We start from the raw sequence: 22,515 nt of genomic DNA on the forward strand, positions 1-22,515 counted from the left end.
AACCCCGTCATGGACTACCAGGACGCCTACCAGCGGCTGCTCGCCGCCGCCGCGGGCGCGCTCCGGGCCGAGCACAGCAACGCCGACGACCCGCACTACAGCGACTGGATCGACGTGTGCAGCGAGGAGCTGGCCCTGGCCGCCCGTGACTACGTCCGTGCGGTCGACGCGCTGCCCGAGTCGTCCCAGCCGTACGGCTGGAACACCACCACCGCCTGACCACACCACCGCCTGCTCACCCCGCGAACACGGAGGACAGACCGTCATGGCCAACGAGCCGACCACCACCATCATCGGCAACCTGACCGCCGACCCCGACATGTCCGTCACCAACTCGGGCGTGTCCTGGGCGCGGTTCACCGTCGCGTCGACCCCGCGCCGGTTCGACAAGCAGTCCGGCCAGTACGTCGACGGCGAGGCGCTGTTCATGCGCTGCGTCGCCTGGCGTGACCTGGCCGAGCACATCACCGAGTCCCTGTCCAAGGGCACCCGCGTGGTCGTGACCGGCCGGCTGCGGCAGAACACGTGGGAGACCGACGACGGGCAGAAGCGCTCGTCCATCGACCTCGACGTGGACGAGATCGGCCCGTCCCTGCGGTTCGCCACCGCCAAGGTCGCCAAGCTCGCCCGCCGCAACGGCAACCAGCCGCCCGCCCCGGACGAGCCGTGGGCGACGGCGCCGGCCGGTACCGGTGGCGGCGCGTCGGGCGAGTTCGGCGACGAGCCGCCGTTCTAACCCCTGTCTGGAACACCCGCGGACGGGTGGCCGGCCCCGGATGAGGGTTCGGCGCCGGCCACCCCGCCGCGGACCGTCACCACGTGCTGGAGGAAGCGATGAGCGTTCTGCACGACGCGGCGCTGGCCGCCGCCGGACGAGGCTGGCCGGTGTTCGTCCTCGGCCGCACGAAGCGGCCCGTGGCCAACTGCGCGGACTGCCCGACCACGGAGCAGGACCCGGGACACAACCGGGAAGCCTGCCCGTGTCTGACCTGCCACGGGTTCTACGCCGCCACCACCGACCCCGACCGCATCCGCGCCATGCTCACCGCCGTACCACGCGGGCTGCTCGCCATCCGCACCGGTGCGGTCGCCGGGCTGATGGTGGTCGACATCGACCCCGACCACGGCGGCGCCATCGACCGCGACCTGATGGCCCCCACGTACACGGTGGCAACCGGATCCGGCGGCTGGCACCTCTACTACGCCCACCCCGGCGGCAGCGTGCTGTCGCGGCGGATGCCCGGCCGGCACGGCATCGACATCAAGGCCGACGGCGGATACGTCGTCGCACCCCCGTCCCTGCACCCCCGCACGAAGCGCCCGTACCGGACCGTGGGCGGTCGCCCTGTTGTTGAGATGCGCCGCGCCCTGGCCGCCGTGGTGTGCGCACCGCCCGCGGTCTCACCCACACCCCGGGTCACCGCGACCCGCCCGACCACGCCCGGCCCGGACGGCAGGCGCGGGCGCATCTCATCCCCCACCGCGCTACTCGCCGCACACCTCAACGCGGTCACCACCGCAGCGCCCGGGGCCCGCCGCGCCACCCTGTACGGCGCGGCCCGCGGGGTGGCCCGCATGGTCGCCGCCGACGCCATCGACCCGACCGACGCCGTCGCCGCGCTGACCGGCGCCGGCCGGGCCGCGCAGCAGAACGACCGCGACATCCGGGCCGCCATCGTCGGCGGCTTTCGCGACGAGGGAGTCCCCACATGACCAGCAACACCGGCGAGAGCCCTCCCGACGGCGCGGCCGCCCTCGACGCGATGCGCAACGCCATTACCCGCTACGTGTCCCTGCCAAGCGAGGAAGCCGTGGACGCGGTAGCACTGTGGACCGCCGCGACCCACGCACAACCAGCGTGGGCGCACGCACCCCGGCTGGTCATCCGCGCACCGGAGCGCCGGTGCGGCAAGTCGCGACTGTTGGACGTGGTGGAAGCCACCTGCCACGCCGCGCTGATGACCGTCAACGCGTCCCCGGCCGCGGTGTACCGGGCGATCGGTACCGGCAACCCGCCGACCCTGCTCATCGACGAGGCCGACACCATCTTCGGCGCCAAGGCAGGCGACGCGAACGAGGACCTCCGAGGACTACTCAACGCTGGCCACCAACGCAACCGGCCTGCGATCCGCTGGGACAACGCCACCCGCTCGCTGGAAACCATCCCGACCTTCGCCATGGCAGCGCTGGCAGGCATCGGCGCCATGCCCGACACCATCGAAGACCGGGCCGTCGTCATCCGCATGCGCCGCCGGGCGCCCGGGGAAACCGTCGCTCCGTACCGCGTGCGGCGCGACGGTCCCGGACTGAACGCCATCGGTGTTCGGTTGGCCGACTGGCTGGGGAGCCACCTGCCCGAGCTGGAGGCGGCCGAACCGGCGATGCCGTTGGAGGATCGCGCCGCAGACACGTGGGAACCCCTGGTGGCGGTCGCTGACCTGGCCGGCGGCGAATGGCCGACGCGCGCCCGCGTCGCCGCGCTGACACTGACCGCCGAAGCCGACGACACCGGAGCAGGCTCCGAGCGCATCCGACTCCTGACCGACTGCCGAACCGCGTTCGGGGACCTCGACAAGATCCCCACCACAACGCTGCTGGAACACCTCAAGTCCGACCCGGAAGCGCCATGGGCCACCTACGGCCCCGCCGGCACCGGCCTGACCGCCATGAAGCTGGGCGACTTGCTCCGCGAGTACGACATCCGCTCGCACACCCTGCGATTCCCTGCACCCGTCGGGCAGGCCAAGGGCTACACCCGCGCGGACTTCATCGACGCGTGGGAGCGCTACACACCGTTACAGAACTCGGCCGATGGCAACCCACGGCCACCGCTTGAACTGGCCAAGCCGTACCAGCCGTCCCAGCCGTCCCAGGCCAGGTCAGCCCCGGTACGGCTTGACCAGCGGTACGGCTTAAGCCGTACCAGTCTTCAAGCCGTACCACCCCTGACCAGCGACGCTACGGCTGGTACGGCTGGTACGGCTTCCCCCACCGACACGGCCCGGACCTCGTAGCCGCGGCTACAACCAGTGACCGACTGCTGGGAAGCAACCATGCCGCGCTGGGTTCGCACAGCCGGCACCGGCCGACTCAACGCACCGCCGACCCCGTCCTGATGAGCAGCCCCGGCGCGCATCGCCTACCAAGCACCGCGCCGGGGCCGCACCTCTCCGGAAAGAGGCACCTCTGATGGTCGCGCCCACACGCCCCGCCCGACAGGCCCGCCGCGGTTTCCTCACCGTCGCCGAGGTCTGCGAAACGCTCGACATCGCCCGATCCACCTTCTACGACTGGCGCGCCAAGGGCGCCATCCCCCGCGTCATCAAGCTCCCCAACGGCGACCTGCGCATCCGCGCCAGCGACTTCGAAACCTGGCTCGAAACCCTGGAGGCTGCATGACCCGGCAGAGCTACGCCGTCCGCATCTGGGCGATCCGCAAGTACAAGGGAGCCCGGAAGACGACCTACACCGTTCGGTGGGCGGTCGAGGGGAACGAGTTCCCCAAGACCTTCGCTACCAAGAAGCTCGCCGAGTCGTTCCACGCGCAGCTCACCACGGCCGCGAGGGAGGGTGAGCCGTTCGACGTTGAGTCCGGTCTGCCCGTGTCGATGGCGCGGGAACTGAACAAGCGAAGCTGGTACGAACACGCCTGCGGATTCGTCGACATGAAGTGGCCGCGCGCGTCGGGGCGCCACCGTAAGAGCATCGCCGAGGCGCTGGCCACGGTTTCCTTCGCGCTGTTCAGCACGACCCGCGGGATGCCTGACCGTGCCGAGCTTCGCCGCGCCTTGTACACGTGGTCGTTCAACACCGCGGCCCGCGCCAGCGATCCGGAGCAGGCGGTGTCGCGGGCCGTACGTTGGGCGGCGGCGAACACGGTTGATATCGCTGACATGAAAGACCCGGTCGTCACTCGGCGCGCCCTGGATGCGTTGGCGGTGACGCTCGACGGAAAACCCGCCGCGCCCACCACGATCGCCAGGAAGCGCGCGGTGCTGTACGGCGCGCTGCGCTACGCGGTGGAGCTTGGCTACCTCGATGCGAACCCCATCGACCGAGTGCAGTGGAAGGTTCCGAAGACCACGGAAGAGGTGGACCGCAGAGTGGTTGTCAACCCGGCTCAAGCGCGGCGACTCCTTGCCGCAGTACGCGAAGAGGCACCCGAGTTGGAGGCGTTGTTCGCGTGCATGTACTACGCGGCTCTGCGGCCTGCCGAGGCACTGCACTTGCGGGAATCCGACTTGTTCCTGCCAAACGAGGACGGGGCCGATCCGTGGGGTGAACTGCTGCTGACGGGCTCGACCCAGCACGTAGGCGCCGCATGGGCCGATGACGGGTCAGCCCGGCAGGATCGCGCCCTGAAGCACCGCGCGGCCAATGCCACCAGGCCGGTTCCGGCCTGTCCCGATCTCGTTCGTGTGCTGCGTCGTCACCTGGCGGAGTTCGGGACGGGCCCGGATGGGCGCCTGTTCGTGCCGCGTGTGGGCAAGTTCGGACGGCCCGTTGCCGGTGCTTCGTCCGCGTCGGTGTCGGTGTCGACGTACACGCGGGTGTGGCGGGCCGCGCGGAAGGCTGCGCTGACGCCTGCCGAGTTCGCTTCCCCCCTCGCCCGCCGCCCGTACGACCTGCGGCACGCTGCCGTGTCCCTCCAACTCAATGCTGGGGTGCCTGCTACCCAGGTGGCCGAGTGGGCGGGGCACAGCGTGGCGGTCCTGTTGAAGGTCTACGCGGCGTGCCTGTACGGGCAGGAGGACGCTGCACGGCGCCGGATCGTCGCCGCCCTGAGCAGCTCCAGCGAGAGCGAGGGGCCTGACGAAACTTCACCACGTATTCGCCACGGACAGCCGTAGATCGTCGGACGCAGCCGGACACGACCGGAACGGTAGAGAATGGCCCCTGGCCGGCGTACGCGCTGGTCAGGGGCCGTTTTTCGTGGTCCGGCGGAGGGCGTGGGATTCGAACCCACGAGGACGGGGTTACCGCCCTAGCGGTTTTCAAGAGCACCGCGGTTTGAAGGTCAATCATGCCGCTGACCTGCCCTTACGTCCGCGACGGTTCGGGTTGGGGCCATTCTGCCCCCCGATTGCCCCCCGACCTCGGCCCGAGCGGATCGCCTGTTCGATGCGCCGGTTGACCGTCTCCTCTTCGCCATCGATGCACCCGGCGTAGACCTTGAGCAGGACTGCCACGCCATGGCCGACCCGACGAGCAACCTCGGGGGCAGGCACGCCGCCGTTCAGCCAGACGGACACCGCCGCATGGCGAAGGTCGTACGGCCGACCCACGAGCGGGGAGGCCGTCTGTTCCTCCGACAACGCCGCGGCCCTGGCCCTCTTCCAGATCCGCCCATATTGCGCTTCGGACAGGTAGCCGCCACGGGCAGCCCGGAACAGGCGCCCATCCTCCGTCGTTCCGAAGGTGTCAAGGTGAGCTTGCAGGAGACGAACGAGGTCCGGCGGAATCGGCACGGTGCGGGTTTCCTTGGCGGCACGGTGCTTGAGTCCGCGCGGCTCTCGGGTTGTGCCATCGTCGGTCCAGTCCTCGCCGGCGTGCGGGGCGGTTTCGGCAAGGATGATGCGGCCCCAGCCCTTGCGAGGTAGCTGGCAGTCCCCGCGACGGATGGATGCCGCTTCAGCCGGGCGCATGCCCCCGTAGTACAGGCAGCCGAAGAACGCCGTGTACTGGGCGCCGTGCCGGTCGACGTTCGGGAGCTCGGCGAGGATCGCCTCGACCTGGGCGGTGTTGGCGACCACCCGTCGGTCCACCTGCTCAGCAACCGCGGGGGCCTTCCACTGCACCTTGTCGATGGGGTTGTAGTCGAGTAGTTCAAGTTCGACCGCGTAGCCGAGTGCGTTGTAGAGGACAGCCCGCTTGCGAGCCACGGTGGTCGCTGCCGCGGGCTTGCCGTCCATCTTGCGCGCACAGGCGTTGAGCGCATCGCGAATGACGGGACTCTCCAACAGCCGGGTCACCGGCAGGCTGTGCCGGGCCAGCCATGCGTACGCCCGAGCATCAGTGTCGCTTGGTGTCTGTCCCCAACGGTTCGCGTTAAGTGCCCACGAGTACAGCGCGTGCCGCAGCTCGGCCACGGGCGGGGCACCACGGTCATCGGACACGAGTGCCACCGTGACAGTGGCCAACGCATCGACGGCGCTGCGCCGTGACTTGGGAGCCCACTCCGTCCATCGCGCTTCCACATAGGACCGGGCAACTTCGAGCCAGGTCCTCCGTGACTGCGCACGCAGCATCGCCAGCGGGAGACCCTGGTCGGCATCGAAGGGGTCTCCCGCCTTGACCGCGTGGAGCAGACCGGTTCGGAACCCGTCGGCGAGCGCCTTGCCCGCGAAGTTCCGCTCGAACCGCTTGGCCTGCACGGTCCAGCGAAGGCGATAGACCTTGTCCGTACCGTTCTTCCGCTTCGTTGCACGCTTCCGGTCCTTGCGCTCCTGGATCTCGTACACCGTGACGTCATAGCTCGTACTCACGCCGCGTTCCCTCCTTCCTCTCGTTCCGCAAGCCATTCGTCCAGCACTGCGCGGCGTATCCGAAGCTCACCGTTGGGCATCTTCAACGCGCGCGGCGCCACGCCCAACCGGCGCCACTTGTAGAAGGTCGACCGGGGGACGTCCAGCTCGGACAGCACCTCGGCCAACTTGAGCAGCTTTCCCGCCATGACCAACTCCCTCCGTCCACATTGGACTGCCTGATGACGTGCATCAACGCGCGCTCAGTTCGTGGGCAACTTCTTCACGGCCCACAAGAGCGCGGGAGCGGGCGAGGTCGGCGGAGGTGTTGGCGAGCATGGCGTCGCCGAGGGTGTGCCAGCCGGTTCCGGCGTAGGTGAGTGTCCCGACGATCAGCGTTGTCTCACCATCGGTGTCGGCGGCGGGGGTGTCGTCGGTGGTGCGCCGCCAGGTCACCCGGTTGTCGCGCAGGATGCGGAAGGTGACGGAGTAGCGGCGGGATTTGGTGAGGAAGTGTCCGCCGAAGCCGAGCATATGCGCCCACCGACGAAGCCGTGCCCAGGCCGGGTGCCGGCCGAGTCGCCAGCACGCGTCAATGAGTCGTTCGGTGTGGGTGCCGTGTTCGTTGGCATACAGGTCAACGGTTTCGCCGTTGAGGCGGCGGGAGACGTGGCCGGTGGCTTCGGTGGACTTGGTGGAGTACTTGGCGAAGTACCCGGCGACCAGCGAGTCGGTGATCTCCTGGTCTCCGCGGACCTGGATCGGTCGGACGTCCACCTGCTCACCCCAGGCAAGGCGCCAGCCGTCGGGGTTGTCGGGGTGCTCCTCGGTGGTGAACCCGACGGTGACGGCGGCGTGGTGGATGGCGTCGGCCAGGTCGATGACGTCCAGCTCGGACGGCGGCGGGAGGGTGACGTCTTTGGCGTCGGGGTGGTAGCCGTCGAGGCGGATGACGGCGTGGAAGTGCACGACGCCGCGGACCTGCATTTCAGCGACCTTGCAGCAGGTGGCCCGCACACGCAGGTGGGTGCCGGCGCGTCGGGCGAGACGTGTCAGGTACCGGTTGACAGCGATCGTGGTGCGGCGCCACAGCTCGGATGCCTGCACGTTGAACACGGCCTGGCCGTCGTAGTCGTAGCAGTCCAGACACAGCGGCGTACCGAGCAGGTGCGAGCCCTTGTCGTGGATGTCGTTGCACGCCAACGCGATCCCGTGTGAGCAGACGTCGGGGTTGCGGCGGGGCCGGCACGGGATGGGCTTGCCGGACTTGGCGATGCGGCGGGTGTGAACCAGACCGAACGAGCCGGCGGTGAAGGTGGCGAACACCGCCGGGTGGGCGGCTACCGAGGGGTCGATACCCTTGCCGCCGACCATGCCGGCGCGGATGAGCTGGAACGCGTCGCGGCGGTAGACCTCGGCGCAGTGCGGGCAGACCGACGAGCGGCGGTTCCCGCAGGACTTGTAGATCACGCCGTCCGGCATGTCGGCGGTGGACTGTCGGGCGAGCAGCTCGCCGGAGCCGGCGTCGATCCGGTCGACTGTGCCGCACAGGCGGATCGGGTTGGAGCAGCCGGCGGCGGAGCGGACGTGGGCGAGCCAGCCGAACACGTCGGATCCTGCGGCGCGTTCCAGGGCGGTGCGGCTGGCAGACAGTCGGGAGCCGGCGCCCATGGTGTCGTCCAGGACGCGGGACAGATCGAACGAGGCGGCCAGTTCGGCGGATACACCCGTACCCGGGACCGTGGTGCTAGTGGCCCCGGGTGCGAGTGTGACCGTCGGAGTGGTCATCAGGCGGCAGCCCCACCACGAGCACGGTGGGCGTGGGTGCGTCGGCTGTCGCGGGTTTCGCGGGGCGCCTTGGTGTGGGGGCGTTCCCCGCTGTAGATGGTGATCAGGGTCGAGAAGATCTGGCCGGCGCCGCAGATGCGCAGCAGCCCGTACGCCTGCTCGGTGGGCAGGCAGCCGATGTGCGCGCCACGTCGGGCAAGCACCAGGGCCAACGGCTTACGGCAGACCCGGCACGGCAGCATCGCGTACCCGGCGGGCATGGGGTCGCCCGGGATGTGGTCGGCCGGAGGCCGGGCGTCGACATCGACGGTGGTTCCGTCGTTGCGGACCAGGTGGCGGCGGCCGTCGATGAGGATGGTGTCGTTCATCGGGTCACCTCCGCCGGGGTGTGCCCGTTGACGCGGGCCGGCTCGGAGGGGGTGGGCAGCGACCAGGCGGCCAGCGTCGGGAACGCCGGAGCCTCCTCGGTGTGGTCGTCGGTGGTGGCCGGCTCCGGGGCCGGCGGGACGTCGGGGACGAGCTGCACAGGCTCGGTGACCGGTTCGGTGCCGGCTTCGGTGCCCGTCTGGACGGTCGGTCGGGTGTGGAGGCCGGTGGCGAGTAGTGCGCCGGTAGCCATGGTCATGAGTCCGTCGACGGCCAGGGGGCCGATGACGACGGTCAGGGAGTCTTCGCCGTAATGGCCGAGCAGGCCGGACAGGTGTCGGTAGGAGACGACGGCGGCGACCAGGGCGACGGGCAGCAGCCCGCCGAACCGCAGGAACTTCCAGCCCCGGCCGGTCGGCCAGGGGATGCGGGTCAGGATTTCCAGCGCGACGAACAGCGCGATCGGCCAGAACACGGAGGACACCACGGCGCCGGGTTCAGGCGACCAGTCGGCGGAGGCCTTCTGGGGTGGGATGTAGGAGTGGGCGATGTTGGCGGCGATGGACACGCCGCCGCCGAGGATGACGCCGATGTAGGCCCAGCCGCGGCCCTTCTCGTGGGGGGTCTTGGTCATGTCAGACTCCTGCGCAGTCGAGGCATTCGCCGAACCGGCGGGGGATGTAGTAGCCCTTGACGTCGCCGCAGGTGCCGCAGGTGCGGCGGGCGAGTAGCGCCTTTCCGATCGCGGTCCATTGGGCGGCGGTCGCGGTGCGCTTGGGCAGGGCGTGGGTTTCCTCGTACAGGTAGGCCACGCGGCGTTCGTTGCGGTGCTGCCACAGGATTTGCGCAGCGATCGGCTGACCACCGGGCCGAAGCCCACGGGCGCGGAGTTGGCGTACGGTCAGCAGGCCCTTGGGCGCCATCCGGTACGGGTAGGTCGGCAGGCCGAACCGGTCGCCGTCGGGGTCGTAGAACTCGATGTAGATGCCGAGCCGGGACCGGCAGTCGTCCAGGGCACGGATGCGGGTGCCCATCACCGGTCACCCCAACGCTGCTGTGCGGCTTGGCGGGAGATGCCGAGGCGAAGGCCAATGTCGGCCCAGGAGTAGCCGAAACGACGGAGCCCGTCGACGGCGTTGCCGATCTCGGCGTCCAGCTCGGAGGCAAGCCGCACCATGGCGGGCAGGGCATCCACGTCGCCGTCAGCGACACGGCGGGAGTAGGCGCGGATGATGCGCCGCACGAACGCGGCGTACTCGATGGTCTCCACCACCCGTTCCGGGCGGCGGCGTGACAAGGCCCCGTTGACACGGGATCCTGTGGGCAGGGTGCGGGTAGGCTGCATGGCAACCACTCCTCTAGCAGGGGAAACGGTTGACCAGGGGCCGGTCAGGCTTTGGCGAGACGGGCCGGCCCCAGGCCGTGGTCAGGCTCGACCGTCGATGCGGTATCCGATCGACTCGCTGCGGTCGGCCCACGAACAGGTCAGCTCGTAGTCGATGAAGTCGTTGTCGTCGCTGCCGACGCGATTGATGGTGATCGTCACGTGGACCCAGGCGTTGTCGTGCGCCGTGAGTGCGCGCTCGGGCCGCATGTCGCCGGAGTAGTAACTCGCCTCGATCTCGTGGGCGAGGTCAGCGATGGTCCCGGCACTCGGGCCGGCTTCTCCGATCCACACGTACTGTGCGGGCTCCGGGAGGCGGCAGTCCTGCGCGCAGTCGTCGCAGACGGGGCCGATGTACGGGATGGTGTGGTTGCCAGCCGGGCGGTCGAGGTAGGCGTGCGCGATGCTGGCAGGGTTGCCCGGCGCCTGCGAGAAGTGCTCTGCGTTCTCGCACTGGCACGGCCGGGACGTGTTCGGCGTGGCCTCATCAGGCCGGTTGACGCCGTTCGTGTCGAGTACGTCCATTGTGGACGCTCCTTTCGGGGAGCAAACGGATGGTTGGCACCGCGAGGGCGGTGATATGCGGCGGTGTCTCTGCGTACCGAATGGACTGGTAGGACATGGACAGGCCGTTCGGCGAGCAGGGCCGAAGCGCACCGCGAAGCCCTGACGCCGCGTCATGCGGCAGTGCCAGGAACCCTGTCGGGCGGGTCGCCCGAGCGGGGCTGTAGAACCTGTCTGAGTCGGCGGCGCTTCATGACGAGACTCCTTCCGTTGCGGAGTAACGATGTGAGTGGGGCCGGTCTGCAAACAGGCCGGCCCCGTGTTCACTGCTGTGCTGCGATGGCGGGGGCGAGCTGGTCTGCTGCCGCCCGTAGCGTGGCCGCCACGTCGGCGGCATCGATGGCCTGTTCGTCGTTCCAGGCACCGACGATCTCGTCCACGCCATAGCCCTGCTGCCATGCTTCGGGGCACAGGAAGCGGGCGAATTCGATGACGGCGTTGTCTTCGCCGTAGCTCATCCGGTAGCCGGCAGCGGCCGCGTTACCAGCCAGGGCCATGCCGATCGCGCCCAGCGCGCAGGCAGGCGGGAACCAGTCCACCGGGTCTTCCGCCGCGGGGAAGTAGTTACCCCGGTACCAGCCGTGCGTATCGATATAGGTCGCAGCATCACGCAGAACCTGCGCTGCCTCACTCTGACAATCCACTGTGGACTCTCCTTTGCGATTCAGGCCGCCACGAGGGTCGGCGCAATGTCGGACACCTCGGCCGGGTCGGGGATGGTGTGGGTGCGGCGGGTCCAGGCGGCGTAGTCGACGACGGCTTCGATCTGGCCGTCGGTCATCCACGGGGTCTTCATCAGGACCGGGACGCCGCCTTCGGCGAGCAGGTAGCCCACGCCGGACTGTTCGGGGGCGATGGTGGAGGCGTCGAAGCCCTGCGATGCCCAGCCGCGTCCGAGGACGAGGTCGGAGGAGTCGGCGGTGGTGCACCGGCCGGCGTGCCGGTAGCCGAAGATGTCCCGCAGCGAGGCGGGAATGATGTCCACGCCCGACGGGCGCTGAGTCGCGGCAACCACGATCACGCCGCACGCGCGGCCCCGGGCGACGATGTCGCGCAGCAGGGTGGAGAACTCTTCCTGTTCCTGCTTGGAGCCGACGGTGGCGGAGAAGTACGCCAGCTCGTCCACGACGGCGACGGTGACCTTGAGTCCGTCGGAGCGTTCGATTTTGCGGCGGCCGTGGGCACGCAGCCACGCGTACCGGTTGTCCACGACGGTCTGAAGTCGCTTCAGGGTGATGATGGCGGCGGCCAGGTCGGGGCCGACGAACTTGTCGGCGACGTCTTCGTACTGGCCGAGTTCGACCCACTTGCCGTCGAACAGCACCAGCCGCACATCCGTGCACAGCACGGCGTGGCAGCAGATGGCGTTGATCAGGGTCGACTTGCCGGAGCCCGGTTCTCCGCCGGACAGCAGGTTCTTGTAGACGAGCCGGACGTAGACCGGCCGGCCGAACTCGTCGCGGCCCAGGTAGATCGGGTCGAACATCGACAGTCCGCAGCCGACCGGGACACTGCGCCCGGACACGGTGACAGTGCCCATGACACTCCTCCTTCAGGAGTCGAATCGGTTGGTAGGGAAGGGATGCGGGCCACCCTCCAGCCCGCACCCCCTGTTCCGGTGAGGGATCAGATGTAGTCGGAGACGTCCTCACCGGACGCCGACAGCACCGCGTCAGCCGGTGCGGCTGGCTTGTTGGCGGTCGGCTTGTATACAGCGGTGTTCGCCGGCTGCTTACGGGCCGGCTTGACCTCGGTGGCCTTCACGGCGTCTTCGGGGACGTCGGTCAGGTCGAGGGCGGTGACATCGGCGGTGGCCGTCTTCTCCCGGGCGGGAGCGGTCGGCGTGTCCGCCAGCGGCGAGTCCACAGCAGCGTCCAGGGTGTTGTGGCGCTTGATGTTGAACACCAACAGCGCCGCGTACTTGGCGGACGCGGACTCCACGGTGACGTTCTTGGCCCAGCAGGACACCGCAAGCTGGCCCTGGCGGTTCTGTAGCTCGGCCAGGGACAGGCCCGGACGAAGCCACACCACCACGCGTTCCCCGACCGGGGTCGGCTTGGCGTGCAGGATGAACGGCAGGGTGCCTTCACGGTTGCCACGGATGAACGCGGCGAACGACATGCGAAGGCGGTGCCGGGAGATCACACACCAGACCAGGGAGACGGTGCGGCGACGCAGCGGCGGCGGCAACAGCAGCCCACCGGCCAGCGCCAACACAACACCGATCACCACCGGGCCGGCAGCGACGTGGTACAGCGCGGACATGCCGGCGAGCACCAGCGAGGCAGCGGCGATCTCCACCCACCAGTGGACCAGGATCCGGACCATCGGCCAGATCAGAACGGCGGCACCGACGATCGCCGCGACCGGCAGGGCGATCAACGCGCCCACCAGGACGGCCAGGATCGGGTGCATGTGACTGGACAGCACCAGCGCTGCCAGAACCCCGGCCACGATGCCGGAGACGATGAACGCGGTCTTCGCCCGACGCAGGGACGACCGCTGAACATTGGAGTCGATGATGGTGACGTCGGTGGATGTCCGACGGCTAGACTTGGGCACGACTCGCCCCTTCCATCAGGGTTGGACGGGTTGCACATGGGCCGGCGGAGGTCGAATCGCACCGGCCCACGTGTGGAGGAAGTCGGGGGAGCCAGCGCCAACTGGCTCCACCCGCCTAACTGACCAGGGAGTAACTGGCCAAGGCCGCGCGATACGCGTCGCCGGCCCGCTTCGCAGCCACCTGGGCCGCCTTGTACTTCTCGTACTCCGCCCGCCATCCCTCGGCGAACGACTCGTACTTCCTGTGTGCCTCATCGGCAGCGGCACGCGCGGCGGTGAACTCCGGGTCATCCCAGATCTTGTTCATCACCGCCTGGTGGGCGGACAGCTCGGCTTCGAGCTCTTCCCACCGATTCCGCATCAGACTGATTCGCTTCTCGGTTTCCATGTGCGCCTCCCGCACATCGCTGCGTCATGAACCTTGACGTGCTGTGTCCAGATAGGACAGACGTGCTCAGGCAGCCTTGGGGGCGGCGAGCTTCTTCAGCTCGGTCGCGCGGAACGCGACACCGTGCTTGCCGTTGGTGTTCCACGGCAGAGCCTCCAGCTCCACCGGAGTGACGAACTGACCGATGCTGACGGCCGGCTTCTCGATGGCAGCCACCGTCACGTTGATCACCTCGGCACCCGACGAATCCAGCGCGATCAGCTGGATCGACCACATCGGCAGGTTGTCCCGGTTCCGCTTCTGGCGCTTGTCCCCGTCGAGCTTCTCCTGAACGTTCCTCGACACCTGGTACTGCACGTTCGCCGTGTTCAGCAGCAGACGCATGTGTCCTCCTTGGGACTGAAGTGGCATGAGCCAATTGGCTCATGCCACTTTTCTACCTGAGGGCGTGACCAGTGTCAAGCAGCTGGCTCAAGCCAGATGACGTACTCTGGAGCCATGGAGAGCGAACGTAACGACCGCATAAGCGGAGAAGGGGCTTACGAGGATCGCCGCGTGCCTAGCCGTCGGATCGCAGATGAACTGCGAGAACGGATCCGGCGCGGGGACTACCCACCCGGCTTCAAACTTCCCTCGGAACGCAACCTGGCCGCCGACTTTTCGACGGCACGAAACACGGCGACAGCAGCGCTGTCGATCTTGCAGAAGGAAGGACTCGTTGACCGAAAGCACGGCAGCGGGTGGTACGTGCGTACCCACAGGCCGCTCCTTCGCCTCGGCTCCAACCGGTACTCGCACGCCCTGCGTGAGCAGACCGGCCTCTCTCCCTTCCGTGCGGAGGTGCAGAAGCAGGGTCGGACGGCGCGTGTCGACTGCACGTCCATCGCTCCGAGTAGACCGCCCGAGGTCGTAGCCGATCGCCTCGGCGTGGATCCGGACTCGGAGTCAGTGATCCGGCGCGAGAACTGGTACTACGCGGACGACGAGCCGGTCCAGGCAGGCGTCACGTACATCCCGCTGGAAGTCGCAGGGGACAGCGTGCTGGCCACCAGCGCCAACATGGGCAAGGGGAGCCTCTACGCCCGGTTCAAGGACCGCGGCTACGACCTCACGCGAGTGCGGGAGGAGATCTGCGCGCGGATGCCCACGCCGGAGGAAGCCGAGCGGCTTCAGATGTCCGGGGGCGTTCCGGTACTCGTGGTGCTGCACACGGGCATCGATCAGAACAACAAGCCGTTCGAAGTGACCGAGTTCGTGATGCGAGCCGACACCAACGCGCTCGACTACAACATGCCGATCGAGGACTGACACATGACGACGCCAAGCAACTCCACCGACCAGGACTCCCAGATCCGTGTACGCACCCCTGATGACATCCCGGCGTGCGTGCGCGGGCTCAAGGAGGTGTACGAGAGCGACGGGTACCCGGTCGAAGGAGTCTCGGACGCCGAAGGGTGGCTGTTCCCCGATGGGCTTCTCGAAGCCTGGGTGGCAGAAGAGGGCGGCGAGGTTCTCGGTCACGCAGCGGCATGCGAGCCTCGGGGCGAGGCAGCAGTGACCATGCTGATCGACCAGACCGGCATGACCGAGGATCAGATCGCCGTGATCGCACGGCTGTTCGTGGTCCCACGCGGTCGAGGCAAGTCCTTCGGGCAGCGCCTGGCGTTCGCGGCGTTCGAGTACGCGCAGCGTCTCGGGCGCCGGATCGTCTTCGACGTGATGACCAAGGACCAGGCCGCGATCCGCCTCTACGAGCGGCTCGGCTGTGTACGACTCGGCACCACGACCCACGTGTTCGGCGATGGCCAGGAGGTTCCCGCGTACTGCTACGTGGCCCCGGAGACTCAGCCGTAGACGCGCTCTATCCGGTGAGAACTTTCTGTACGTCTTCAAGGCGGCCCGCACACGGGCCGCGCGCGCCACGGCGGGTCGCCGGCCTCGCACGCTCCGGCCGGACGACCCGCCTTCGCCGGCACCGGCGGGCGCGCAAAAGCGGGCCGCCGAACCCAGTTACTCACTGAGATCAACGGCCCGCTGCGCGGGTTGCCTGGTCACCGGCCGCGCCGGGTGACTTGGGGGACGCCAGCTCGGTCGGCGGGGTGCGGGTCGGCCTGGCGGTCACCGCCCGCGCCGGGATGGCAGGGGCACGCCCGGCGGCCAGGCGGTCCGCCGGGCGTGCAGGTCGCTGCGGTTACTGCTGCCTCCGGCGGGGGCGCTCGGGCTCCGGGATGGCTGGGGGCCCGCCGCCGGCCGGCGGGTGGTCGGGTGGTCACCGGCCGCCATCCCGTCACCGACGCCCCAGGCACAGCCGAGCAGACCGGCCCCGGGGCCGCCAGCGTTGGTCACGCACGTCCAGGCCCAGCCCAAGTGGCGGCCCCGACGCCGGCCCGCTCCCCTCACGGGTGGGACGACGGTGACGGGATGGCTCACAACGGCTATCGCCTGAGAAGGATGCGCAGAAGACGGCGTGCGTCCCGGCGTCGACTCTTGTCCTGCGAACAAGCCGCAACCATCGACACCACAAAGACCGTGACGGAGTAGAACGCCGGACCAATGCCGGCGATAACCGTTATAACGGACACCCAAGCTCCACGTTGTCAGGCTCCCTCGCCGGCGGGAGTAACAGCGTGTACTCAGATGACTCTTCCGTCTGGTGTGTTCCACCAGGCGGCCGGCACCGTCCAGTGAAGCCCTATATGCGTTAGCGGCGCGAGGACTCACATAAATGGTAGCCCGCCTGAAGTAGGAGACGTCGAACAGTGAATCGGACCGACGATTGCCCCCCAATAGCCCCCCGAACAGGGGGCGAGGCAGAGCTACAGCGAGACGCAGTGGGACTGCGAGGCATGGAGAAGTGAGAGATCCTGGCCTGCGTTTCCGCAGGTCAGGACAGTGATTGCACTGGTCAGGCGGAGGGCGTGGGATTCGAACCCACGAGGACGGGGTTACCGCCCTAGCGGTTTTCAAGACCGCCGCCATCGGCCACTAGGCGAGCCCTCCCGGGCACCGCGGCGGCGGTGCCGATGATCAGTCTGTCATGCGACCGCCGGGGGCGGTCACACCCGGGCCGGTGTACCGAGGGTGGCGGCCGGCCGGATCGTGCCGACCGGTACTCCGTGGCCGAGTACCGGCGGGGTGGCGAGTGAGGTGTCGGCGGGGCGGGCGTCGACGGCGGTGAGGTCGGCGCCGAGGTGGCGGAGTGCGGCGATGAGGGCCGGCGGGCGGGCGCGGCCGGAGCCGTCGGCGATCTTGAGGGCGACGGCGCCGCCGTCGGGGAGGGCCGCGGCGTACACGCCTTCGGCGCCGTCCTTGGCGATCAGCCCCGGTACGAGTCGCATCAGGTCGGTGACGTCCCGCCCGGTGCCGCCCACGTACTCGGGGTGGGCGCGCATGGCGGCGGCGACGCGACCCTCGGGAGTACCGGGATGGGCGGTGGCGATGCGGCCGAACGCCCGGGCGAGCCCGACGAGGGTGACGGCGAACAGCGGCGCGCCGCAGCCGTCGACGCCGACGTGCGTGACCTGCTCACCGGACAGGTCTTCGAGGGTACGGCGGACGGCGCGCTGGAGCGGGTGCTCGGCCGACAGGTACGACGTGGTGGGCCAGCCGGCGACGACGCAGGTGGCGAGCATCGCGGCGTGCTTGCCGGAGCAGTTCATGGTGATGCGCTGGGGTCCGTGCCCGGCCGCGTGGTGTGCGGCGAGCGCGTCGGCGCCGAGCGGAAGGTCCGGCGTGTTCTGCAGGTCGGACTCGCTGAGCCCGGCGTGCTTGAGGATCCGCCGCACCCCGTCCACGTGGTACGTCTCGCCGGAGTGGCTGGCGCTGGCGAGGGCGAGCAGGTCGCCGTCGAGGTCGAGGCCGCTGCGCAGCATGGCGGTGGCCTGTACGGGCTTGTTCGACGACCTCGGGTACATGGGCGCGGACGGCTGTCCGACGCCGAGTACGGGACGGGAGTCGACGTCGAGGACGACGACCGAGCCGTGGTGCTCGGACTCCAGGAAGTCGCCCCGCCACACCTCGGCGACGAGTTCGTGACCACCCATGACATCCCCCCTGCGTACGCCTGGGTGAAGTGTGTCAGGGCGGGGTTCGGGAGCCCAGGATCGGGCGCTGTGCCGAGTGCGGCGTCACACCGGTTGCCGTCAGGTTGTGCCGTACACAGGGTTAGGCTAGCCTGGCCTGGATTTTGTAAGGCTTACCTTACCGACTGTTTCACCGACCCGGCAGAGCCGCTACGAGGAGGCGCGTTTCCGTGATCCCGACCCTGGTGATCGGTCTGCGCGAAGGGCTCGAAGCATCCCTCATCGTCGGCATCATCGCCGCGTTCCTCGGCCGGAACGGCCGGCGGGACGCGCTGCGCCAGGTCTGGATCGGCGTGCTCGCCGCGGTCGTCCTGTGTCTCGCCATCGGCACCGGCCTCGTCGTACTGTCGCACGAGCTGCCGCAGCAGGCGCAGGAGGGGATGGAGACCGTCATCGGCCTGTTCGCCGTCGTGATGGTCACCTTCATGATCCTCTGGATGGCGAAGCACTCGCGCGGCATGAAGCGCGAGCTGGAGGGCGCCGCGTCGGCCGCGCTCGCCCGCGGTTCGGCCCGCGCGCTGGTCGTGATGGCGTTCCTCGCCGTACTGCGGGAGGGCTTCGAGACGTCCGTCTTCCTCGTCTCGGTACTGCAGAACAGCGGCAGCGTGCTGTCCGCCTCGATCGGCGCCGTACTCGGGATCGCGATCGCCGTCGGCATCGGGTACGGCATCTACCGCGGCGGCGTCCGGCTCAACATGGCCCGGTTCTTCAAGATCACGGGCCTGGTACTCGTGCTCGTCGCGGCCGGGCTGGTGATGACCGCGCTGCACACCGCGCACGAGGCCGGCTGGCTCAACGTCGGCCAGGCCACCGCGCTCGACCTGAGCTGGCTGGTACAGCCGGGCACGGTCCTGGAGTCGCTGTTCACCGGCGTACTCGGCTGGCAGCCGCAGCCCACCGTCGTCGAACTCGTCGGCTACCTGGTGTACGCGGTGCCGATGCTGGTGTACGTCGCCTGGCCGCGCCGCCGGAGGACACCGGCGAAGACCCCCGCGCCGGCGCCCGAGCAGTCCCCGGTCGACGCCTGAGCGCGTCGCTTCCCCTGTCACAGCAAGGAGTGCCCGTCCCCATGCGTCGAACCCTGACCGCCGCCGCGGTACCTGCCGGGCTGCTCGCCGTCGGCCTGCTCGCGACCGGATGCCAGCAGAGCGGCAAGGCAGATCCGAAGGGCGCGAACAGGGTCTCGGTCACCCTGACCGACGACGGGTGCCGCCCGTCGCCGGCGAAGGTCGGCGCGGGCCCGGTCACCTTCACGATCACGAACAAGGACTCCGCCAAGGTACGCGAGGCCGAGCTGCTGAGGAACGGCGTGATCGTCGGCGAGAAGGAGAACCTGACGCCGGGCCTGTCCGGTACGTTCTCGCTCAACCTCAAGGCCGGCAAGTACCAGATGTACTGCCCGAACGCGAAGACGGAGAAGACCGACTTCACGGTCACCGGTACGGCGGCCGACTCGACCCAGGATCCGGCCGTACGCAAGGCATTGAGCGCGGCGACCACCGGCTACCACGACTACGTGGTGTCCGAAGTGGACCTGCTGCTGCCGGCCACGAAGAAGTTCACCGACGCGGTACGTGCCGGTGACGTGGCGAAGGCGAAGACGCTGTACGCAGCCGCCCGCTACCACTACGAGACGATCGAGCCGGTCGCGGAGAGCTTCGGCGACCTCGACCCGGACGTCGACGCCCGCGCCAACGACGTGACGGATCCGAAGTCCTGGACCGGGTTCCACCGCATCGAGAAGGCGCTCTGGCAGGACAGGTCGCTCGCCGGGATGGCCACCGTCGCGAACAAGCTCGACGCGGATCTGTTGCGGCTCAAGGCACTCGTGGCCAAGCAGAAGTACCAGCCGGCGCAGCTCGCGAACGGCGCGACCGAACTGCTGAACGAGGTCGCCTCCAGCAAGATCACGGGCGAGGAGGACCGGTACAGCCACACCGACCTCACCGACTTCGAGGCGAACGTGACCGGCGGGCGCAAGGCGTTCGACCTGTTGAAGCCGGCGCTGGACAAGACCGACCCGGCGCTGGCGAGCAAGGTGGACGAGGCGTACGACGGGGTGTTCGCGGCGCTGAAGCCGCACGCCGGCACCTACTCCGGTACGACGTTCGTGGACTACTCGACCGTCGGTGAGGCGCAGCGGCGTACGTTGACGCAGAAGGTGGACGCGCTCGCCGAGCCGCTGTCCCAGGTCGCGGCGAAGGTGACGGGCTGAGCGATGGTCGATCGGGTGCGGACGTCACGGCGCGGACTCCTCGGGCTCGGCACCGCGGCGGTCGCCGGTACGGCGGCGGCGACGCTGAGTGCCTGTGACAGCAAGGGATCCCCGCGGTCCGCGCCCGCGGCCACGGTCGCGTTCCACGGCTCCCGGCAGGCCGGCATCGTCACGGCGCAACAGGACCGGCTCGCGTTCGCGGCGTACGACCTGACGGTGTCGGGCAGTCCGGCGGAGAACCGGGACGCGCTGCGCGAACTGCTGAAGACGTGGACCGCCGCGGCGCGGGCGATGACCGAGGGCAAACCGGTGCCGGGCGACAACGACATCGGTGCCGCGCCGCCCGCCGACACCGGCGAGGCGTTCGGTACGCCACCGGCGAACCTGACGATCACGATCGGGTTCGGGCCGTCGTTGTTCGACAAGCGGTTCGGGTTGGCGGACAAGCGTCCCGCGGCCCTCGCCGACCTGCCGCACTTCGCGCGCGACAACCTCGACGCCACCCGGAGCGGCGGGGACATCGCGATCCAGGCGTGCTCCGACGACCCGATGGTCGCGTTCCACGCCATCCGCAACCTGGCCCGCCTCGGCCGCGGTACGGTCGTGATGCGCTGGTCGCAGCTCGGTTTCGGGCGCGCCGCGTCCACCAGCGACAAGCAGGAGACGCCGCGGAACCTGTTCGGGTTCAAGGACGGCACGCGCAACATCCACGGCGACCCGAAGCAGCTCGACAACTGGGTGTGGGTCGGCAAGGAGACCGACCAGAAGTGGATGCGCAACGGCAGCTATCTCGTCGCCCGCCGGATCCAGATGCGGATCGAGGCGTGGGACCGTGACTTCCTGACCGACCAGCAGAACGTGTTCGGGCGGCACAAGTACACCGGGGCGCCGTTGTCGGGCGGCAACGAGTTCGACGCGCCGAACTTCCACGCCCGCGCCGCGGACGGTTCCGCGGCGATTCCGCCGACCTCGCACATGGCGCTCGCCGCGCACGAGAACAACGGCGGCGTCCGGATCCTGCGGCGCGCGTACAACTACACCGACGGGGTGATCGCCTCGTCCGGCGAACTGGACGCGGGACTCTTCTTCCTGTGCTACCAAAGGGATCCGCGTACGCAGTTCGTCGCGTTGCAGCACAAGCTGAGCAGGTCGGACGCGCTCAACGAGTACATCCAGCACGTGGGGTCGGGGCTGTACGCGTGCCCACCCGGCGTCACGTCCGACTCGGGGTACTGGGGCGAGGACCTGCTCGCCTGACCGGTCAGGACCGGGTCGCCAGGTAGACCACGTCGGGTTCGCCGCGCGGCACCGGGATCTCGTGCACCGCAACCGATCCGTACAGCTCGGCGAGGCGTTGCCGGAACGTCGGGGCCGCCGCCGCGCTCCACACCGCGAGCACGCCGCGCGGCGACAGCAGGCGGCGCAACGCGGTCAGTCCGTCCACTGTGTACAGCGCGGCGTTGGAGTCCACGACCGTCCACTCCGGACCGTTGTCGATGTCCAGGCAGATCGCGTCGTACTCGCCGGTCGCGGTGCCCGCCCACGTCACCAGGTCGTCCACGACGACACGTACCCGGGGGTCGTCGAGCGCGTGGCCGGAGAACGGCGCCAGGTGCGCGCGCTGCCAGTCGACGACGGCCGGCTCCCGCTCCAGCACGGTGACCGCGGTCGGCCGCGGGTCGGTGACGGCCTGGTTGAGCGAGAACCCGACACCCAACCCACCGATCAGCACCCGGTACGGCGCGGGCGCCGCGTCGAGCGCGGCGGTGATCAGCAACCGCTCGGACCGCCCGTCGGACGTGTCCATCAGGAACGTGCCGTTGCTGATGATCTCGTACCGCCCGGTGTCCGGATCGCGCCGCAGCACCAGCTCACCGCGCGGGGTGTCCCGCCGATCGACCGTCTCCACGGGCGCCGAGTCTAGCCACCCGCGGGCGCGCGGCGCCGGGCGGACACGGAGCCCCGACGGTACGGTGGACGGCGTGCGAGCGGTGACGATACGCGAGTCGGGCGGACCCGACGTACTCGAATGGTCCGAGGTGCCGGAGCCGGCGGTGGCCGGCGACGAGGTGCTGATCGAGGTGGCGGCGGCCGGGGTCAACCGGGCCGATGTCCAGCAGCGCAAGGGTTTCTATCCACCGCCGCCGGGCGCGCCGGAGTACCCGGGGCTGGAGTGTTCGGGCACGGTCGCGGCGGTCGGCGTGGACGTGACCGGTTGGTCGGTCGGTGACCGGGTGTGCGCGCTGCTGCCCGGTGGGGGCTACGCGGAGCGCGTCGCGGTCGACGCCCGCTCGGTGCTGCCGGTGCCGGACGGGGTGTCGCTGGTCGACGCCGCCGGCCTGCCCGAGGTCGCCTGCACCGTCTGGTCGAACGTCGGGATGGTCGCCCGCCTCTCCGCCGGCGAGGTCCTTCTCGTACACGGGGGCGGCAGCGGCATCGGGACGTTCGCCGTCCAGTTCGCGCGCGCGATCGGCGCCGTGCCGTACGCGACGGCCCGCGCGGCCAAACACGACACCCTGCGTGAACTGGGCGTCGAGGCCGCTTTCGACTACACTGCAACGGATTTCGTCGACGAGATCATGTCGGCGACGGACGGCCACGGCGCCGACGTGATCCTGGACCACATGGGCGCCGGGTACCTGCCGCGCAACGTGCAGGCGCTGGCGCGCAACGGTCGGCTCGCCGTCATCGGCTTCCAGGGC

The 22,515-nt window shown here is 69.4% G+C and carries 27 protein-coding genes and 2 tRNA genes; 12 read left to right on the top strand and 17 right to left on the bottom strand.

Annotated elements, in window-relative coordinates:
- The 6 genes from Aru02nite_RS19570 to Aru02nite_RS19595 all read left to right on the top strand — a co-directional run.
- A partial coding sequence (locus Aru02nite_RS19570) for a hypothetical protein (RefSeq protein ID WP_203659733.1) occupies positions 1–219 on the top strand: 219 nt, incomplete at its 5' end.
- Between the two features lie 46 nt (positions 220–265).
- A complete protein-coding gene (locus tag Aru02nite_RS19575) occupies positions 266–736 on the top strand; it encodes a single-stranded DNA-binding protein (protein ID WP_203659735.1) in 471 nt (156 codons plus the stop codon).
- 98 nt (positions 737–834) lie between these two features.
- Positions 835–1,713 (top strand): bifunctional DNA primase/polymerase, encoded by an 879-nt coding sequence (locus Aru02nite_RS19580; protein ID WP_203659737.1) that lies wholly within the window; start codon positions 835–837, stop codon positions 1,711–1,713.
- Positions 1,710–3,014 carry a DUF3631 domain-containing protein gene (locus tag Aru02nite_RS19585; RefSeq protein ID WP_239076806.1) on the top strand — a complete coding sequence of 435 codons (1,305 nt, stop codon included), beginning with the start codon at positions 1,710–1,712 and terminating at the stop codon, positions 3,012–3,014. The genes Aru02nite_RS19580 and Aru02nite_RS19585 overlap by 4 nt, the downstream gene beginning before the upstream one ends.
- A gap of 175 nt (positions 3,015–3,189) precedes the next feature.
- A complete protein-coding gene (locus Aru02nite_RS19590; protein WP_203659739.1) occupies positions 3,190–3,399 on the top strand; it encodes a helix-turn-helix transcriptional regulator in 210 nt (69 codons plus the stop codon).
- On the top strand, positions 3,396–4,850 hold the full coding sequence (locus Aru02nite_RS19595) for a tyrosine-type recombinase/integrase (protein WP_203659741.1): 1,455 nt from the start codon (positions 3,396–3,398) through the stop codon (positions 4,848–4,850). Before Aru02nite_RS19590 ends, Aru02nite_RS19595 begins: the two co-directional genes overlap by 4 nt.
- A 93-nt stretch (positions 4,851–4,943) precedes the next feature.
- Here Aru02nite_RS19595 and Aru02nite_RS19600 read toward each other — a convergent pair.
- From Aru02nite_RS19600 to Aru02nite_RS19665, 14 genes are all read right to left on the bottom strand, one after another.
- Positions 4,944–5,041, bottom strand: a tRNA-Ser gene (locus tag Aru02nite_RS19600).
- A complete protein-coding gene (locus tag Aru02nite_RS19605; RefSeq protein ID WP_239076807.1) occupies positions 5,022–6,485 on the bottom strand; it encodes a tyrosine-type recombinase/integrase in 1,464 nt (487 codons plus the stop codon). The genes Aru02nite_RS19600 and Aru02nite_RS19605 overlap by 20 nt, the downstream gene beginning before the upstream one ends.
- A complete protein-coding gene (locus Aru02nite_RS19610) occupies positions 6,482–6,673 on the bottom strand; it encodes a helix-turn-helix transcriptional regulator (RefSeq protein ID WP_203659743.1) in 192 nt (63 codons plus the stop codon). The genes Aru02nite_RS19605 and Aru02nite_RS19610 overlap by 4 nt, the downstream gene beginning before the upstream one ends.
- Positions 6,674–6,716: 43 nt before the next feature.
- Complete coding sequence (locus tag Aru02nite_RS19615) at positions 6,717–8,135, bottom strand: replication initiator (RefSeq protein ID WP_203659779.1); 1,419 nt, start codon at positions 8,133–8,135, stop codon at positions 6,717–6,719.
- Positions 8,136–8,251: 116 nt separating this feature from the next.
- A complete protein-coding gene (locus Aru02nite_RS19620; protein ID WP_203659745.1) occupies positions 8,252–8,620 on the bottom strand; it encodes a hypothetical protein in 369 nt (122 codons plus the stop codon).
- On the bottom strand, positions 8,617–9,252 hold the full coding sequence (locus tag Aru02nite_RS36750; protein WP_239076809.1) for a hypothetical protein: 636 nt from the start codon (positions 9,250–9,252) through the stop codon (positions 8,617–8,619). Before Aru02nite_RS36750 ends, Aru02nite_RS19620 begins: the two co-directional genes overlap by 4 nt.
- 1 nt (position 9,253) lies before the next feature.
- On the bottom strand, positions 9,254–9,652 hold the full coding sequence (locus tag Aru02nite_RS19630) for an RRQRL motif-containing zinc-binding protein (protein ID WP_203659747.1): 399 nt from the start codon (positions 9,650–9,652) through the stop codon (positions 9,254–9,256).
- Positions 9,652–9,963, bottom strand: a complete 312-nt coding sequence (locus tag Aru02nite_RS19635) for a hypothetical protein (RefSeq protein WP_239076810.1) — start codon at positions 9,961–9,963, stop codon at positions 9,652–9,654. The genes Aru02nite_RS19630 and Aru02nite_RS19635 overlap by 1 nt, the downstream gene beginning before the upstream one ends.
- Positions 9,964–10,044: 81 nt before the next feature.
- On the bottom strand, positions 10,045–10,527 hold the full coding sequence (locus Aru02nite_RS19640; protein ID WP_203659749.1) for a hypothetical protein: 483 nt from the start codon (positions 10,525–10,527) through the stop codon (positions 10,045–10,047).
- Between the two features lie 302 nt (positions 10,528–10,829).
- Positions 10,830–11,210, bottom strand: coding sequence for a DUF6197 family protein (locus tag Aru02nite_RS19645; RefSeq protein ID WP_203659751.1), 381 nt, complete (start codon positions 11,208–11,210; stop codon positions 10,830–10,832).
- A 20-nt stretch (positions 11,211–11,230) separates the two neighbouring features.
- A complete protein-coding gene (locus tag Aru02nite_RS19650; RefSeq protein WP_203659753.1) occupies positions 11,231–12,106 on the bottom strand; it encodes an FtsK/SpoIIIE domain-containing protein in 876 nt (291 codons plus the stop codon).
- Positions 12,107–12,192: 86 nt separating this feature from the next.
- Positions 12,193–13,128 carry a hypothetical protein gene (locus Aru02nite_RS19655; RefSeq protein ID WP_203659755.1) on the bottom strand — a complete coding sequence of 312 codons (936 nt, stop codon included), beginning with the start codon at positions 13,126–13,128 and terminating at the stop codon, positions 12,193–12,195.
- Between the two features lie 115 nt (positions 13,129–13,243).
- Complete coding sequence (locus Aru02nite_RS19660) at positions 13,244–13,516, bottom strand: hypothetical protein (RefSeq protein ID WP_203659757.1); 273 nt, start codon at positions 13,514–13,516, stop codon at positions 13,244–13,246.
- A 66-nt stretch (positions 13,517–13,582) separates the two neighbouring features.
- Positions 13,583–13,900 carry a hypothetical protein gene (locus Aru02nite_RS19665; RefSeq protein ID WP_203659759.1) on the bottom strand — a complete coding sequence of 106 codons (318 nt, stop codon included), beginning with the start codon at positions 13,898–13,900 and terminating at the stop codon, positions 13,583–13,585.
- A gap of 114 nt (positions 13,901–14,014) precedes the next feature.
- Between Aru02nite_RS19665 and Aru02nite_RS19670 the strand changes: the two genes are divergently transcribed.
- Positions 14,015–14,824: a GntR family transcriptional regulator gene (locus tag Aru02nite_RS19670; protein ID WP_203659761.1), complete on the top strand. Its 810-nt coding sequence runs from the start codon at positions 14,015–14,017 to the stop codon at positions 14,822–14,824.
- A gap of 3 nt (positions 14,825–14,827) precedes the next feature.
- Positions 14,828–15,370, top strand: a complete 543-nt coding sequence (locus Aru02nite_RS19675; protein ID WP_203659763.1) for a GNAT family N-acetyltransferase — start codon at positions 14,828–14,830, stop codon at positions 15,368–15,370.
- 1,056 nt (positions 15,371–16,426) lie between these two features.
- Here the strand turns inward: Aru02nite_RS19675 and Aru02nite_RS19680 are convergent.
- Together Aru02nite_RS19680 and Aru02nite_RS19685 are read right to left on the bottom strand one after the other, a co-directional pair.
- A tRNA-Ser gene (locus tag Aru02nite_RS19680) sits at positions 16,427–16,516 on the bottom strand.
- A gap of 56 nt (positions 16,517–16,572) precedes the next feature.
- Positions 16,573–17,559 (bottom strand): asparaginase, encoded by a 987-nt coding sequence (locus Aru02nite_RS19685; protein ID WP_203659765.1) that lies wholly within the window; start codon positions 17,557–17,559, stop codon positions 16,573–16,575.
- A 209-nt stretch (positions 17,560–17,768) separates the two neighbouring features.
- Here Aru02nite_RS19685 and efeU point away from each other — a divergent pair, with 209 nt between their 5' ends.
- From efeU to efeB, 3 genes are read left to right on the top strand one after another with little or no spacing between them, the layout of a single operon-like run.
- Positions 17,769–18,626 (top strand): iron uptake transporter permease EfeU, encoded by an 858-nt coding sequence (gene efeU, locus Aru02nite_RS19690; RefSeq protein WP_203659767.1) that lies wholly within the window; start codon positions 17,769–17,771, stop codon positions 18,624–18,626.
- 41 nt (positions 18,627–18,667) lie between these two features.
- Entirely contained in the window at positions 18,668–19,813 is a 1,146-nt protein-coding gene (gene efeO, locus Aru02nite_RS19695) for an iron uptake system protein EfeO (protein ID WP_203659769.1), read from the top strand.
- 15 nt (positions 19,814–19,828) lie between these two features.
- Positions 19,829–21,070, top strand: coding sequence for an iron uptake transporter deferrochelatase/peroxidase subunit (efeB, locus tag Aru02nite_RS19700; protein ID WP_239076811.1), 1,242 nt, complete (start codon positions 19,829–19,831; stop codon positions 21,068–21,070).
- Between the two features lie 4 nt (positions 21,071–21,074).
- On the opposite strand, the gene Aru02nite_RS19705 is transcribed toward efeB, so the two are convergent.
- Entirely contained in the window at positions 21,075–21,722 is a 648-nt protein-coding gene (locus Aru02nite_RS19705; protein WP_203659773.1) for a spermine/spermidine synthase domain-containing protein, read from the bottom strand.
- A 73-nt stretch (positions 21,723–21,795) separates the two neighbouring features.
- Between Aru02nite_RS19705 and Aru02nite_RS19710 the strand changes: the two genes are divergently transcribed.
- On the top strand, positions 21,796–22,515 hold a 720-nt coding region (locus tag Aru02nite_RS19710), incomplete at its 3' end, for an NAD(P)H-quinone oxidoreductase (protein WP_203659775.1).

The sequence above is a fragment of the Actinocatenispora rupis genome, from assembly GCF_016861975.1.
GTDB classification, from domain to species: domain Bacteria; phylum Actinomycetota; class Actinomycetes; order Mycobacteriales; family Micromonosporaceae; genus Actinocatenispora; species Actinocatenispora rupis.

Coding starts and splice junctions, on each gene's coding strand:
- Aru02nite_RS19575 (WP_203659735.1), top strand. CDS start 266: ATGGCCAACGAGCCGACCACCACCATCATCGGCAACCTGACCGCCGAC.
- Aru02nite_RS19580 (WP_203659737.1), top strand. CDS start 835: ATGAGCGTTCTGCACGACGCGGCGCTGGCCGCCGCCGGACGAGGCTGG.
- Aru02nite_RS19585 (WP_239076806.1), top strand. CDS start 1,710: ATGACCAGCAACACCGGCGAGAGCCCTCCCGACGGCGCGGCCGCCCTC.
- Aru02nite_RS19590 (WP_203659739.1), top strand. CDS start 3,190: ATGGTCGCGCCCACACGCCCCGCCCGACAGGCCCGCCGCGGTTTCCTC.
- Aru02nite_RS19595 (WP_203659741.1), top strand. CDS start 3,396: ATGACCCGGCAGAGCTACGCCGTCCGCATCTGGGCGATCCGCAAGTAC.
- Aru02nite_RS19610 (WP_203659743.1), bottom strand. CDS start 6,673: ATGGCGGGAAAGCTGCTCAAGTTGGCCGAGGTGCTGTCCGAGCTGGAC.
- Aru02nite_RS19615 (WP_203659779.1), bottom strand. CDS start 8,135: ATGGGCGCCGGCTCCCGACTGTCTGCCAGCCGCACCGCCCTGGAACGC.
- Aru02nite_RS19620 (WP_203659745.1), bottom strand. CDS start 8,620: ATGAACGACACCATCCTCATCGACGGCCGCCGCCACCTGGTCCGCAAC.
- Aru02nite_RS36750 (WP_239076809.1), bottom strand. CDS start 9,252: ATGACCAAGACCCCCCACGAGAAGGGCCGCGGCTGGGCCTACATCGGC.
- Aru02nite_RS19630 (WP_203659747.1), bottom strand. CDS start 9,652: ATGGGCACCCGCATCCGTGCCCTGGACGACTGCCGGTCCCGGCTCGGC.
- Aru02nite_RS19635 (WP_239076810.1), bottom strand. CDS start 9,963: ATGCAGCCTACCCGCACCCTGCCCACAGGATCCCGTGTCAACGGGGCC.
- Aru02nite_RS19640 (WP_203659749.1), bottom strand. CDS start 10,527: ATGGACGTACTCGACACGAACGGCGTCAACCGGCCTGATGAGGCCACG.
- Aru02nite_RS19650 (WP_203659753.1), bottom strand. CDS start 12,106: ATGGGCACTGTCACCGTGTCCGGGCGCAGTGTCCCGGTCGGCTGCGGA.
- Aru02nite_RS19660 (WP_203659757.1), bottom strand. CDS start 13,516: ATGGAAACCGAGAAGCGAATCAGTCTGATGCGGAATCGGTGGGAAGAG.
- Aru02nite_RS19665 (WP_203659759.1), bottom strand. CDS start 13,900: ATGCGTCTGCTGCTGAACACGGCGAACGTGCAGTACCAGGTGTCGAGG.
- Aru02nite_RS19670 (WP_203659761.1), top strand. CDS start 14,015: ATGGAGAGCGAACGTAACGACCGCATAAGCGGAGAAGGGGCTTACGAG.
- Aru02nite_RS19675 (WP_203659763.1), top strand. CDS start 14,828: ATGACGACGCCAAGCAACTCCACCGACCAGGACTCCCAGATCCGTGTA.
- Aru02nite_RS19685 (WP_203659765.1), bottom strand. CDS start 17,559: ATGGGTGGTCACGAACTCGTCGCCGAGGTGTGGCGGGGCGACTTCCTG.
- efeO (WP_203659769.1), top strand. CDS start 18,668: ATGCGTCGAACCCTGACCGCCGCCGCGGTACCTGCCGGGCTGCTCGCC.